The sequence below is a fragment of the Micromonospora sp. NPDC049257 genome (assembly GCF_040678915.1).
In the GTDB taxonomy this organism is placed as follows: Bacteria; Actinomycetota; Actinomycetes; order Mycobacteriales; family Micromonosporaceae; genus Micromonospora; species Micromonospora antibiotica.
Map to the genome: position 1 here is coordinate 110,915 of NZ_JBFAQU010000012.1, position 12,400 is coordinate 123,314.

Annotated in this window: 10 protein-coding genes; 7 read left to right on the forward strand and 3 right to left on the reverse strand. The window is 73.3% G+C overall.

Annotated elements, in window-relative coordinates; translation table 11 throughout:
• Positions 1 to 33: 33 nt before the first annotated feature.
• Both AB0K25_RS19135 and AB0K25_RS19140 read right to left on the reverse strand, forming a co-directional pair.
• Complete coding sequence (locus AB0K25_RS19135) at positions 34 to 1,374, reverse strand: ABC transporter substrate-binding protein (protein WP_357536795.1); 1,341 nt, start codon at positions 1,372 to 1,374, stop codon at positions 34 to 36.
• Between the two features lie 16 nt (positions 1,375 to 1,390).
• Positions 1,391 to 2,509 (reverse strand): LacI family DNA-binding transcriptional regulator, encoded by a 1,119-nt coding sequence (locus AB0K25_RS19140; RefSeq protein WP_208566554.1) that lies wholly within the window; start codon positions 2,507 to 2,509, stop codon positions 1,391 to 1,393.
• Between the two features lie 240 nt (positions 2,510 to 2,749).
• On the opposite strand from AB0K25_RS19140, the gene AB0K25_RS19145 reads away from it, so the two are divergent.
• From AB0K25_RS19145 to AB0K25_RS19170, 6 genes are all read left to right on the forward strand, one after another.
• On the forward strand, positions 2,750 to 4,078 hold the full coding sequence (locus tag AB0K25_RS19145; protein ID WP_219462499.1) for a Gfo/Idh/MocA family oxidoreductase: 1,329 nt from the start codon (positions 2,750 to 2,752) through the stop codon (positions 4,076 to 4,078).
• A gap of 138 nt (positions 4,079 to 4,216) precedes the next feature.
• Complete coding sequence (uxaC, locus tag AB0K25_RS19150) at positions 4,217 to 5,641, forward strand: glucuronate isomerase (RefSeq protein WP_363821446.1); 1,425 nt, start codon at positions 4,217 to 4,219, stop codon at positions 5,639 to 5,641.
• Entirely contained in the window at positions 5,638 to 6,942 is a 1,305-nt protein-coding gene (locus AB0K25_RS19155) for an enolase C-terminal domain-like protein (protein ID WP_357536800.1), read from the forward strand. The genes uxaC and AB0K25_RS19155 overlap by 4 nt, the downstream gene beginning before the upstream one ends.
• On the forward strand, positions 6,933 to 8,423 hold the full coding sequence (locus AB0K25_RS19160; protein WP_363821449.1) for a mannitol dehydrogenase family protein: 1,491 nt from the start codon (positions 6,933 to 6,935) through the stop codon (positions 8,421 to 8,423). Before AB0K25_RS19155 ends, AB0K25_RS19160 begins: the two co-directional genes overlap by 10 nt.
• 155 nt (positions 8,424 to 8,578) lie before the next feature.
• A complete protein-coding gene (locus AB0K25_RS19165) occupies positions 8,579 to 9,748 on the forward strand; it encodes a Gfo/Idh/MocA family oxidoreductase (protein WP_363821541.1) in 1,170 nt (389 codons plus the stop codon).
• Between the two features lie 34 nt (positions 9,749 to 9,782).
• Positions 9,783 to 11,129 carry a pectate lyase gene (locus AB0K25_RS19170; RefSeq protein ID WP_363821452.1) on the forward strand — a complete coding sequence of 449 codons (1,347 nt, stop codon included), beginning with the start codon at positions 9,783 to 9,785 and terminating at the stop codon, positions 11,127 to 11,129.
• Between the two features lie 127 nt (positions 11,130 to 11,256).
• On the opposite strand, the gene map is transcribed toward AB0K25_RS19170, so the two are convergent.
• Positions 11,257 to 12,027, reverse strand: coding sequence for a type I methionyl aminopeptidase (map, locus tag AB0K25_RS19175; protein ID WP_357536805.1), 771 nt, complete (start codon positions 12,025 to 12,027; stop codon positions 11,257 to 11,259).
• A 66-nt stretch (positions 12,028 to 12,093) separates the two neighbouring features.
• On the opposite strand from map, the gene AB0K25_RS19180 reads away from it, so the two are divergent.
• Positions 12,094 to 12,396 (forward strand): helix-turn-helix transcriptional regulator, encoded by a 303-nt coding sequence (locus tag AB0K25_RS19180; RefSeq protein WP_219462511.1) that lies wholly within the window; start codon positions 12,094 to 12,096, stop codon positions 12,394 to 12,396.
• Positions 12,397 to 12,400 lie beyond the last annotated feature (4 nt).

The following is a 12,400-nucleotide window of genomic DNA, read 5'->3' on the forward strand; positions in this document are numbered from 1 at the left end:
GGCCGGCTCCTTTCGTCGACCGCGATCCGTCGATCAGGCGATCGCGGACTTGCAGGCGGCGATGAACTGCTCCGCCGCCTGGGCCGGGGTGGCCCGCTTGTACTGGACGTTCTCGGCGGCCTTGACCAGCTCGGACTTGACCTTGCTGTGCCCCTTGATCGGCACCTGCGGCGACTGGCCGAACTTCTGCGCCAGCTCGGTCTCGACCTGGATGGACTGCTTCATCGCCGGGTCGGTCACCGTCTCACTGACCTTGGCCCGCAGGTCCATGTTCGACGGCAGCCCCCGGTCGGTGCCGAGCAGCGCCGCCGCCTCCGGGTCGTTGGCCAGGAAGTTGATCACGTCGACGGCGGTGTCGCGGTGCTTGCTGCTCTTGAACACCGACCAGTACATCGAGGCGCGGGCCCACTGGGCGCTCGGGTCACCCGGGTAGGCGACGACGCCCAGCTCGTCCTTGGTGTTCTTCTTCAGGTCCGGCATCTGGTTGACCCACACCCAGGAGGTCGCGGCCTTGCCGGTGACCACCAGCTGCTTGGTCACGTCGCTGGCGTTGCCCTCGTGGATCACGTCGGGGGTGGGGGTGGCGCCCCGGTCCCGGGCGCCCTTCCACAGCTCGAACCACTTCGTCACGTCCTCGGCGGTGAAGCCCAGGTCCTTGCCGTTGTAGAGGTCCTTGCCCTGCTGGCGCAGCCAGACCCAGAACGCCTTGTAGTCGGCGCTCGGGTCCTGGGTGCCGGGGATCTTGGTCCGCTTGGCCACCTGCTCGGCCCAGGCGATGTGCTCCTCCCAGCTCTGGCCGGTGGTCGGTTCCGGGAGTCCGTTCTTGGCCAGGAGGGTCTTGTTGTAGACCAGGCCCTGGGTGTTCTCGCCGGAGGCCACCCCGGCCAGCTTGCCGTCGACGACGCCGTACTCCAACAGGCTCTTGGGGAACTTGGACACGTCGAGCTTGCCGGAGTCCTGGTAGCTCTTGAGGTCGAGCACGGTGCTGCGGCCGGCGTACTCGGACAGGTAGTTGTCGTCGATCTGGAACAGGTCCGGCGGGTTGCCGCCGGCGGTGAGGGTGGCCAGCTTGTCGAAGTAGCCCTGGTTGGCCTGCCAGGTCTTCTCGAAGGTCACGTTCGGGTGCTTCTTGGTGTAGAGGGCGAGGGCGTCCTCGGTGAGCTTGGCCCGCGCCTCACCGCCCCACCAGAAGATGGAGAGCTTGATCTGGCCGTCGGCACCGGCGTCGTCGTCGCCGCAGGCCGCCGCGCCGAACATCAGCGGTACGGCGACGGCGGCGGCGACCAGGCCGCGCAGGAATCGACGACGGGGTGCGGGGGTACGGTGGTGCGGCTCGGCCGGCGTGCCGGCGGTGGGGGACGTTGCGGGGTGCATGCGCTCACTCCTCGGGCTAGGAGGCGACGACGCCACCGGTGGTCACGGTCGGGCTGCCCGGGTCCGCAAGGCGATGCGGGCCCGGGCCATCCGGAACGGATCCGGGACGGGATCGACCGGGTAGGGGTCCGGTCGAGTCGCGAATGACCAGTTCGGTCTGGAGCATTACCTGTGCGGTGGTGCGTCGGTCGCCGACGGCCGCTGCCCGTCCCCCGCCGCGGGGGCGGAGTTCGGAGTCGTGTTGCAGCAGCATGTCGACGGCCGTCCGGCCGGCGGCCGCGGTTGGCGTGGCCACCGTCGTCAACTTGGGGCGGGTGAGTCGGCTCAGCGCGATGTCGTCGACGCCGACCACGCTGACGTCCTGCGGCACCCGGATGCCGAGGTGGTCGAGCCCCTCGATCAGCCCGATCGCCATCAGGTCGTTGTAGGCGAGCACGGCGGTGACGCCGCTGTCGCGTACCTGGGTGGCCAGTGCGCTGCCGCCGGTCTCGGTGGGCGGGTTCGGCCCGAGCACGGTCAACTCGGCCCCGCCGGAGCGGGCGGCGGCCCCGGCCGCCCGGCGCATCTGCTGGTTGGTCCAGGAGCCGCGCGGGCCGCCGAGCAGGGCGAGCTGCCGGTGGCCGAGGCCGAGCAGGTGCTCGATCGCGGCGCGGGCCCCCTGGCCGACGTCCATCATCACGCAGGGCAGGCCGGTGACCTGCCGGTTTATCACCACCACCGGGACTTCCCGGCTGACCTGCTCGATCAGCGCGTTGCTCATCCGGGGGCTGCACAGCAGCACCCCGTCGACCTGCTTGGCCAGCGCGTGGACCAGCTCCTCCTCGGCGGCCGGGTCCTCGTTGGTGTCGGCCACGAAGACGTGGTAGTCGCGGTGCCGGGCCTGCCCCTCGGCCGCCTTGATCAGCGGTGGGAAGAACGGGTTGGCGATGTCGGCGATGATCAGGCCGATGTTGTGGGTCCGGCCGGTGATCAGGGCGCGGGCGGCCCGGTTGGGGCGGTAGCCGAGTTCCTCGGCGCAGGCCAGCACCCGGACCCGGGTCTCCGGGTTGACCAGGTGGGGTGCGGAGAAGGTGCGGGACACCGTGGAGATGTGCACGCCCGAGGCCCGCGCGACGTCGCGGATGGTGGCTGGCACGGGCGGCCCTCTCGTCGATGGTGTGGTCGGGGTCACGTGGGTGCCGCCAATTAATGCAAACGGTTGCTCCACTGTCAACGGGAGTTTGTTACAGGTCGATTGCGGAGGCGCTCCCGCCATGCCCCTTTAAGCCCACGAAACGGGATCTATGACACGGGATTGGCATCGATCGTTGACGTGCTCTTCATCGCCGTGGTTTCTTCACTGCAAACCTTTGCAGCAACCGGGGAGGTCCACCCGATGTCACCACCAGCGGCGTCCCGCCGCCGGCACGCCCTGGTCGGCACCGGGGCGCGAGCCGAGATGTTCGTCCGCGCCCTGGTCACCGAGCACGCCGACACCGCCGAGCTGGTCGCCTTCGCCGACGTCAACCAGACCCGGATGGACGCGCACAACCGGTGGCTGACCGAGCTGGGCCACCCGCCCGTGCCGACCTACCGGGCCGACGACTTCACCGCCATGCTCGCCAAGGAACGGGTCGACGTGGTCCTGGTGACCAGCGTCGACGTCACCCACGACGAGTACATCGTGGCGGCCCTGCGGGCCGGCTGCGACGTGGTCACCGAGAAACCCATGACCACCGACGCTCCCCGCTGCCGACGCATCCTCGACGCGGTCGCCGAGACCGGCCGGCAGGTCACCGTCGCCTTCAACTACCGCTACAACCCGTTGCACGAGCAGGTCCGGCGGCTGCTCGCCGACGGCGCGGTCGGCGAGATCGGCTCGGTGCACTTCGAGTGGCTGCTCGACGTACGGCACGGCGCGGACTACTTCCGCCGCTGGCACCGGGACAAGGCCAGCTCCGGCGGGCTGATGGTGCACAAGGCCAGCCATCACTTCGACCTGGTCAACTGGTGGCTCGACGCCACCCCCGTCGAGGTGTACGCGGCCGGGCGGCTGTTCTTCTACGGCGACGACGGCCGCCGGCACGGCTACGCCCGCGACTACGACCGGGCGCACGACTCCCCCGCCGCCACCGACGACCCGTTCGCCCTGCGGCTGGCCGAGCACCCCCGACTGCGGGAGCTCTACCTCGACGCCGAGGGTGAGGACGGCTACCACCGCGACCAGAACGTCTTCGCCCCCGGCGTCACCATCGAGGACGACATGGCGGTGCTGGCCCGCTACTCCACCGGCGCGACGATGACCTACCACCTCACCGCGTACGCCCCCTGGGAGGGCTACCGGGTGATGGTCAACGGCAGCCGGGGCCGGCTCGAACTGGAGGTCACCGAGAGCGACTTCGTCAGCCCGGCCGCCGCCGGTGCGCTCAAGGGGGCGGCCCTGCACGGCGACGAGGCCGCCGCCGAGCACGGCGAGGCCACCCTGACCCTGCGCCCGTTCTGGGCCCCGCCCACCCGGATCCCCGTCGAGGGCTACACCCGGCAGGGCCACGGCGGCGCGGACACCCGGATGACCCGGGTGATCTTCGGTGGCGAACCGGACCCGCTGGACCGGGCCGCCACCGCCCACGACGGGGCACTGGCCCTGCTCACCGGCCTGGCCGCCAACCGGTCCTTCGCCACCGGCGACCCGGTGCGCGTCGCCGACCTGCTCACCCTGCCCTGACCGCTGCCGGCCGACCCTGCACCCACCCTGACCCGTTGCGGCCCAGCCACCTGCCTAGCCCGGCCGTTGCGGCCCACCCCACCACCGCCCCCGCCCTGATCCGCCGACCCGCCGCCCGCATCCGAGGAGTCCCCCGACGTGCCGACCTCTCCTGACCTGCTCCTGCCGACCGACCCGGGCGTCCGGGCCATCGCCCGCGAGCTGTACGCCCTGGCCGGGCCGCAGCCGATCATCTCGCCGCACGGGCACGTCGACCCGGCGCTGCTGGCCGAGGACCAGCCCTTCCCGGACCCGGCCCGGCTGCTCATCGTGCCCGACCACTACCTCACCCGGATGCTGCTCAGCCAGGGCGTCCCCCCGGCCGAACTGGGCGTGCCCAGCGTCGACGGCAGCCCGGTGGAGACCGACGGCCGGACGATCTGGCGGCGCTTCGCCGCGCACTGGCACCTGTTCCGGGGCACCCCGTCCCGACTGTGGCTGGAACGCACCTTCAGCGAGGTGTTCGGGGTGGACACGGCGCTGACCCCGGACACCGCCGACGCCGTCTACGACGAGGTGGCCGCCCGGCTGGCCGAGCCGGAGTACCGGCCCCGGGCGCTGTTCGAACGGTTCCGGATCGAGGTCCTCGCCACCACCGAGTCGCCCCTGGACGACCTCGCCGCGCACGCCAAGCTCGCCGCCGACGGCTGGGGCGGGCCGGGTGGCCGGGTGGTCACCACGTTCCGCCCGGACAACGTGGTCGACATGGAGTTCGACGGTTGGGCCGACAACGTGGCCCGGCTCGGCGAGGTGGCCGGCGTCGACACCGGCACGTACACCGGTTACCTGGACGCGCTGCGGGCCCGCCGGGCGGCGTTCGTCGCGGCCGGCGCGACCTCCTCCGACCACGGCCACCCCACCGCACGCACCCTGGCGCTGACCGCCGACGAGGCGGCGATGCTCTACGACAGGGGCCGGCGCGGGCTCGCCGACGCCGCCGACGCCGAGACGTTCCGGGCGCACATGCTGGTGGAGTTCGCCCGGATGTCCCTCGACGACGGGCTGGTGCTGCAACTGCACCCCGGGGCGGTCCGCAACCACAACCGCCGGCTGTACGCCCGCCACGGCCGCGACGTCGGCGGCGACGTCCCGCACGCCACCGAGTACGTGCACGCGCTCGCCCCGCTGCTCGACGCGTACGGCAACGACCCGCGGCTGCGGGTGGTGCTCTACACCCTCGACGAGTACACGTTCACCCGGGAGCTGGCCCCGCTGGCGGGCGGCTACGCCGCGCTCTACCTCGGGGCGCCCTGGTGGTTCCTGGACTCCCCGGAGGTGCTGCGCCGGTTCCGGGAGGCGGTCACCGAGTCCGCCGGGTTCTACAACACCGCCGGGTTCGTCGACGACACCCGCGCGTTCTGCTCCATCCCGGTCCGCCACGACGTGGCCCGCCGGATCGACGCCGGTTTCCTGGCCCGCCTCGTCGCCGAGCACCGGTTGACCGAGGACGAGGCCGCCGAGACGGTCGTCGACCTGGCGTACCGGCTGCCCAAGAAGGTCTTCAGGTTCGGAGGGTCCGCATGAGCACCAGGATCACCGACGTCGACGTGCACGACGTCCGGTTCCCCACCGCGGCGGCCGGCGACGGCTCCGACGCGATCAACCGGGGTGACTACTCGGCCAGCTACGTGGAGCTGCGCACCGACGGCGGCCCGACGGGTGCCGGGTTCACCTTCACCAACGGCCGGGGCAACGAGATCACCTGCGCGGCGATCGAGGCCCTCGCCCACCACGTGCGGGGGCGCACCGTCGAGGAGATCGCGGCCGAGCCGGTGGCGTTCTGGCGCTCGCTCACCGCCGACGTGCAGCTGCGCTGGCTGGGGCCGGAGAAGGGGGTCATCCACATGGCCGCCGGCGCGCTGGTCAACGCGGTCTGGGACCTGCGGGCCAAGCTGGCCGGCAAGCCGATGTGGCGCTACCTCGCCGAGCTGCCCACCGACGAGCTGGTGGCCAACATCGACTTCCACCACATCACCGACGCGCTCACCCCCGACGAGGCCGCCACCCTGCTCGACAAGGGACTGGTCGGCGCGGCGGAACGGCTCGCGGAACTTGAGCAGAACGGTTTTCCGTCGTACACCACGTCGGTGGGGTGGTTGGGGTATCCGGACGAGAAGGTGCGGGCGCTGACCCGCGAGGCGTACGCCCAGGGGTGGCGGGCGATGAAGATGAAGGTCGGCGGCCCGCCGGCCGACGACCTGCGCCGGGCGCGGATCATCCGGGCCGAGATCGGCCCGGACGCGCTGCTGATGATGGACGCCAACCAGGTCTGGGACGTCGACGAGGCGATCACCAACATGACCGCGCTGGCCGAGGTCGACCCGTACTGGATCGAGGAGCCGACGCACGCCGACGACATCCTCGGCCACGCCCGGATCGCCCGCGCGGTGACCGCGCTGACCGACGGCCGGTGCCGGGTCGCCACCGGCGAGGTGGCCGCCAACCGGGTGATCTTCAAGCAGTTGCTCCAGGCCGAGGCGATCGGGGTGATGCAGATCGACGCCTGCCGGGTCGCCGGGGTCAACGAGGTGCTGGCGGAGATCCTGTTGGCGGCGAAGTTCGGGGTGCCGATCTGCCCGCACGCCGGTGGCGTCGGCCTCTGCGAGTACGTGCAGCACCTGGCGATCTTCGACTACCTGCGGGTCGGTGCCAGCCTGGACGGGCGGATGGTCGAGTACGTCGACCACCTGCACGAACACTTCGTCGACCCGGTCCGCACCCGGGGCGGCCGGTACCTGCTGCCCACCGCCCCCGGCTACAGCGCCACCATGCGCCCCGAGTCGATCGCCCGGTTCCGCTTCCCGGACGGCCCGGCATGGCGGTGAACGTCGGCACCGACCGGCTGGGGCTGGCCACCCTGCGCCGGGTGCCCGAGCAGAGCCGACCGCTGATCCGGCCGGGCAGCGTGCCGGCCGGCATCGTCCACCTGGGACTGGGCGCGTTCCACCGGGCCCACCAGGCGGTCTACACCGAGGCGGCGGTCGACGCGGCCGGCGGCGACTGGGGCATCATCGGCGTCGCGCCGCGCAGCACCACGCTGGTCGAGGCCCTCGCGGCGCAGGACGCGCTGTTCAGCGTCACCACGCTGGCCGCCGACCGGTCCGAGACCCGGGTCGTCGGCGCGCTGGCCGGGGTACGGCACGCCGCCAGCGACCCGGCGGCGGTGCTCGCGCTGCTGGCCGACCCGGCGATCCGGGTGGTGACGCTGACGGTGACCGAGAAGGCGTACCGGCTCGACCCGGTCTCCGGGGCGTTGCGGGCCGACCCGGAGCTGACCCGCGACCTCACCACCGACCGGCTGCCGGTCACCGTGCCGGGCCTGCTGGTGCGCGGGCTGCTCGCCCGTGCCGCCGCACAGGCGGGGCCGATCGCGCTGGTCAGCTGCGACAACCTGCCGTCCAACGGGCGTCGGCTGCGCGGCCTGGTGCAGCAGTCGCTGGCCCTGGCCGGGGTGCCGGACGCCGTGCTGGACGCCCTCGCCGGGCAGGTGAGCTTCCCCGGCACGATGGTGGACCGGATCGTCCCGGCCAGCACCGACGCGACGCTGGCGGACGCCCGCGCCGCGCTCGGGGTGACCGACCTGGCGGCGGTGGCCGCCGAGCCGTACACCCAGTGGGTGGTGGAGGACGACTTCCCCGGCGGCCGGCCCCGGTGGGAGCGGGCCGGTGCGGTGCTCACCACCGACGCAGGCCCGTGGGAACGGCTGAAGCTGCGCGGCCTCAACGGCGTGCACTCGGCGGTGGCCTACCTGGGTGCGGTGGCCGGCCGCGAGACGATCGCCGAGGCGCTGGCCCTGCCCGGCCTGACCGACGTGCTGCGCCGGTTCGTCGCCGACGACGTGGCCGAGAGCTTCACCCCACCCGACGGGGTACGGGTCACCGGGTACGGCGACGAGGTGCTGGCCCGCTTCGCCAACCCGGCGATCCGGCACCGCACCCTCCAGGTGGCGATGGACGGGTCGCAGAAGCTGCCGCAGCGGGTCCTGCACACCGCCGTCGACCTGCGCGCACAGGGCCGGCCGGCGTACTGGTCGGCGCTGGTCGTGGCGGCCTGGCTGCGGTTCCTCGACGGGCGGGCCGACGACGGCACGGTGCTGCCGCTGGACGACCCGCTGGCCGACCGGATCACCGCCGCGCTCGCCGCCGCCGGGGGCACCCCCGCCGGCACGGTGGAGGCGCTGTTCGCCCTGCCGGAGGTCTTCCCGGCCGCGCTCGCCGACGACGACGGGTTCCGCACCGACGTCGCCGGCTGGCTGGGCGCGTTGCGTACCCACCCGGTGGCGGCGGTCCTGGCCGGTGCGGCGTGACCGCCCCGGTGCCGCCGGCCGCCGTCGGCGGGCTCGCCGCCCGGGGCGCACCGGCGACGACCACCGGGACACCGCCGGGCTCCCCAGCCGGGACACCGCCGGGCGGCCCGGCCGGGGCCGCCCACCCCGACCAGCCCGCCGGGGCCGGGGTCGCCGTGCCCCGGGTGGCGATCGTCGGCGCGAACGGGCACGGCCGCTGGCACCGGCGGGCGGTGGCCCCGCTGCACGCGGCGGGACGGCTGCGGCTGGTGGCGCTGGTGGACGTACGGCCGATCGAGGACGAGCCGGCCGCGCCGGTGCCCACCGGGACCACCGTGCACACCGACCATCGGGAGATGCTCACCGCCGCCCGCCCCGACGTGGTGATCGTGTGTACCCCGCCGCACACCCACCTGCCGATCGCCCTGGACGTCCTCGCCGCCGGTGCCGACCTGCTGCTGGAGAAGCCTCCGGTGCTGTCCACCGCCGAACACCGGACGCTGGCCGGGGCGCTGGCCGCGACCGGTCGGGCCTGCCAGGTCGGCTTCCAGGCGCTCGGGTCGGTGGCGCTGGCGCAGTTGTCGGCCGCCGTCGGGCAGGGCCGGCTGGGCACCGTCACCGGCATCGGCACGGTCGCCTGCTGGCAACGCCCCGACAGCTACTACGCCCGTTCCCCGTGGGCCGGCCGGCGCACCCTGCACGGCCGACCGGTGCTGGACGGGGCGTTGGCCAACCCGCTGGCGCACGCGGTGATGCAGTGCCTGGCGGTGGCCGAGACGGTGACCGGCGCCCCGGTCCGGCCGGCCCGCATCGAGCTGGAGCGCTACCGGGTCCGGCCGATCGAGGTGGACGACACCGCCACCCTACGGATCGTCACCCCCGGCGGGCCGCCGATCGTGGCGGCGGTGACGCTGGCCGGGGAGGACTTCGTCGCCGGTGAGGTGATCGTCACCGGCACCACCGGGCGGGCGGTGCTGGAGTACCCGACCGACCGGCTGCTGCTGCCCGGTGACCCGCACCCCCGGGAGGTGCCGGGCCGGCAGGGGCTGCTGGCGAACCTGCTCGCCCACCGCGCCGACCCGGACGGCACCCCGCTGATCGCCCCGCTGGCCCGCACCGCACCGTTCACCGCCGTGCTGGAACGGGTGCGGCAGGCCCCCGAGCCGACCCTGCTCGACGGCGACCTGGTCACGGCCGCCGGCAGCGGGCCGGAGCGGGTGGTGACGGTACGCGGGATCAACGCGGTGCTGCGCCGGGCCGCCGAGCAGGGCGCGCTGCTGTCGGAGCTGGCGGTGCCGTGGGCGGTGCCGCCGGCGCGTATCCCCCTGGCGGCACAGGACGACTGACGCACCACCCACCACCACCCTTCGGGAGAGTCCCATGCGTCCACGCACCACCGGGGCGGCCCTGGTCGCCCTCACCCTCCTGCTGACCTCGGGCACCGCCGCGTACGCCGCGCCACCCGACGGGCCGCCCCGGGGCGTCGAGCGGTTCGCCCGGCAGACCCTGCCGGCCGGTGACGGCTGGGCGGCCGACGGCCCCGGCACCACCGGCGGCGCGGCGGCCGCCCCGGACCAGGTTCACCTGGTGCGCAGCCGGGCCGACCTGGTCCGCGCGCTGGGCGGCGACAACGCCACCAACAAGAGCAACGCCACCCCGAAGGTGATCGTCGTGGACGGCACCGTCGACGGGTTCGCCGCCGACGACGGCCACCTGCTCGGCTGTGCCGACCTGGCCGACCCGGAGTACAGCCTGCCGGCGTACCTGGCCGCGTACGACCCGGCGGTGTGGGGCATGGTGCCGCCGACCGGGGCGCTGGAGGCGGCCCGGGTGCGCTCGGTGGCCAACCAGACCCGCCAGACGCAGATCAACGTCGGGCCCAACACCACCATCGTCGGCCGGCACGGGGCCACCCTCACCGGGCTGACCCTGATGATCGACGGGGCCAGCAACGTCATCGTGCGCAACCTGACCTTCGACGACGCCCGGGACTGCTTCCCCGCCTGGTCGCCCACCGACGGCGCGACCGGCAACTGGAACTCCCAGTACGACCAGGTCTCGGTGCGCCGCAGCGAGCACGTCTGGGTCGACCACAACACCTTCACCGACGGCGACAACCCGGACAGCGCCCAGCCGGTGTACTTCGGCCGGCCGTACCAGGTGCACGACGGGTCGCTGGACGTCACCCACACGGCGAGCCTGGTGACCGCCTCGTACAACCGGTTCACCGGACGGGACAAGCTGATGCTGATCGGCTCGTCCAACACGGTCGGGCCGGACGTCGGCCGGTTGAAGGTGACGCTGCACCACAACCTGTTCGACCGGGTGCTCCAGCGGCTGCCCCGGGTGCGGTTCGGCCAGGTCGACGTCTACAACAACTGGTACCGGCTGGCCGGCGACGACTTCGCGTACGCGATCGGGGTGGGCGTGCAGTCCGCCGCGTACGTGGAGAACAACTTCTTCACCCTCGGCGCCGGCATCGCCGCCGGCGACCTGCTCTACGACTGGGGTGGCACCGCCGTCACCACCCGGGGCAACTGGGTCGACGCCGACCGGGCGCTGCCCCGCCCGGTCGACCTGGTGGCCGCCTACAACGCGACCCACGACCCGGATCTGGGCGGCGACGCCGGCTGGACGCCGACCCTGCGCGCGGCGCAGGCGGTGCCCGCGCCGCTGGTGCCGCTCGTGGTGGGGCCGTTCGCCGGGGCCGGTCGACTGCCCTGGTGACCCGCGTCCGGGGCCAACTGTCACGGTGACCCGTTCCGGTCGGGCCGTGCCGTCGCCGGTGCGGTCCGACCGGTCGGTCGGCCCGGCCGGGGCGGCGCTGACCGGGGTGCGCTGACCGGGCCGGGGGCTACTTCGGCAGGGTCATCACCTCGGCGCCGTCGTCGGTGATGGCGATGGTGTGTTCGCTGTGTGCCGTCCGGCAGCCGGTCACGCTGCGCAGCGTCCAGCCGTCGCGGTCGGTGACGAGTTCGGCGGTGTCCGCCATGATCCAGGGTTCCAGGGCCAGCAGCAGCCCGGGGCGCAGCCGGTAACCGCGACCGGGCCGGCCCGTGTTGGACACGTGCGGGTCCTGGTGCATGGTGGAGCCGACACCGTGCCCCCCGAACTCGGTGTTGATCGGGTATCCCGCCGCGCCGAGGACGCTGCCGATGGCGTACGAGATGTCACCGACGCGGGCTCCGGGGCCGGCGGCGGCGATCCCGGCGGCCAGCGCACGCTCGGTCGCGTCGATCAGCGCGACGCTCTCCGGGGACGGTGTGTCGCCCACGACGAAGCTGATGGCCGAGTCGGCGACCACACCGCCGAGGGAGACCGCGAGGTCGAGGGAGAGCAGGTCACCGTCGGCGAGCGGATAGTCGTGGGGCAGGCCGTGCAGCACCGCGTCGTTGACGGAGGTGCAGATGTAGTGGCCGAACGGCCCGCGTCCGAAGGATGGCTCGTAGTCGACGTAGCAGGACTGCGCACCGGCCTCGACGATCATCTGGTGCGCCCACCTGTCGATCTCCAGCAGGTTGGTGCCGACCACGCTGCGGCCCTTCAGCGTCCGCAGGATGTCGGCGACCAGCGCGCCGGTGTCCCGCGCGCGCAGGAGGTCGGCGGGGTTCAGGATCTCGATCATGCAGCGCCTTCCTCGGACCACCAATAAGTATCCCGGTCATGTTATCCCGGTACTAGAATCGCAGCCATGGTCAGGTTGCCGCTCACTCCCGCCGAGGTCGAACGCGGACAACGCCTCGGCGCCCTGCTGCGCCGCGCCCGGGGCCAACGGTCGATGCTCGGCACCGCGCTGGCCGCCGGGCTCTCCCCGGAGACCCTCCGCAAGATCGAATCCGGCCGGGTCGCCACCCCCGCCTTCCCGACCATCGCGGTACTCGCCGACGTCCTCGGCCTCTCCCTCGACGCGGTCTGGTCGGAGATCAACCAGTCCGACGGCGGCCTCGATCTCGCCGGCCCGGTGCACGACCCCGCCGGACGGCTGGCCTCCTAGCCCC

What these genes read in the sequence shown, in the direction of transcription:
- AB0K25_RS19155 (WP_357536800.1), top strand. Translation starts at nt 5,638, where the DNA reads ATGAGCACCAGGATCACCGACGTCGACGTGCACGACGTCCGGTTCCCC.
- AB0K25_RS19170 (WP_363821452.1), top strand. Translation starts at nt 9,783, where the DNA reads ATGCGTCCACGCACCACCGGGGCGGCCCTGGTCGCCCTCACCCTCCTG.
- map (WP_357536805.1), bottom strand. Translation starts at nt 12,027, where the DNA reads ATGATCGAGATCCTGAACCCCGCCGACCTCCTGCGCGCGCGGGACACC.
- AB0K25_RS19135 (WP_357536795.1), bottom strand. Translation starts at nt 1,374, where the DNA reads ATGCACCCCGCAACGTCCCCCACCGCCGGCACGCCGGCCGAGCCGCAC.
- AB0K25_RS19145 (WP_219462499.1), top strand. Translation starts at nt 2,750, where the DNA reads ATGTCACCACCAGCGGCGTCCCGCCGCCGGCACGCCCTGGTCGGCACC.
- AB0K25_RS19160 (WP_363821449.1), top strand. Translation starts at nt 6,933, where the DNA reads ATGGCGGTGAACGTCGGCACCGACCGGCTGGGGCTGGCCACCCTGCGC.
- AB0K25_RS19180 (WP_219462511.1), top strand. Translation starts at nt 12,094, where the DNA reads ATGGTCAGGTTGCCGCTCACTCCCGCCGAGGTCGAACGCGGACAACGC.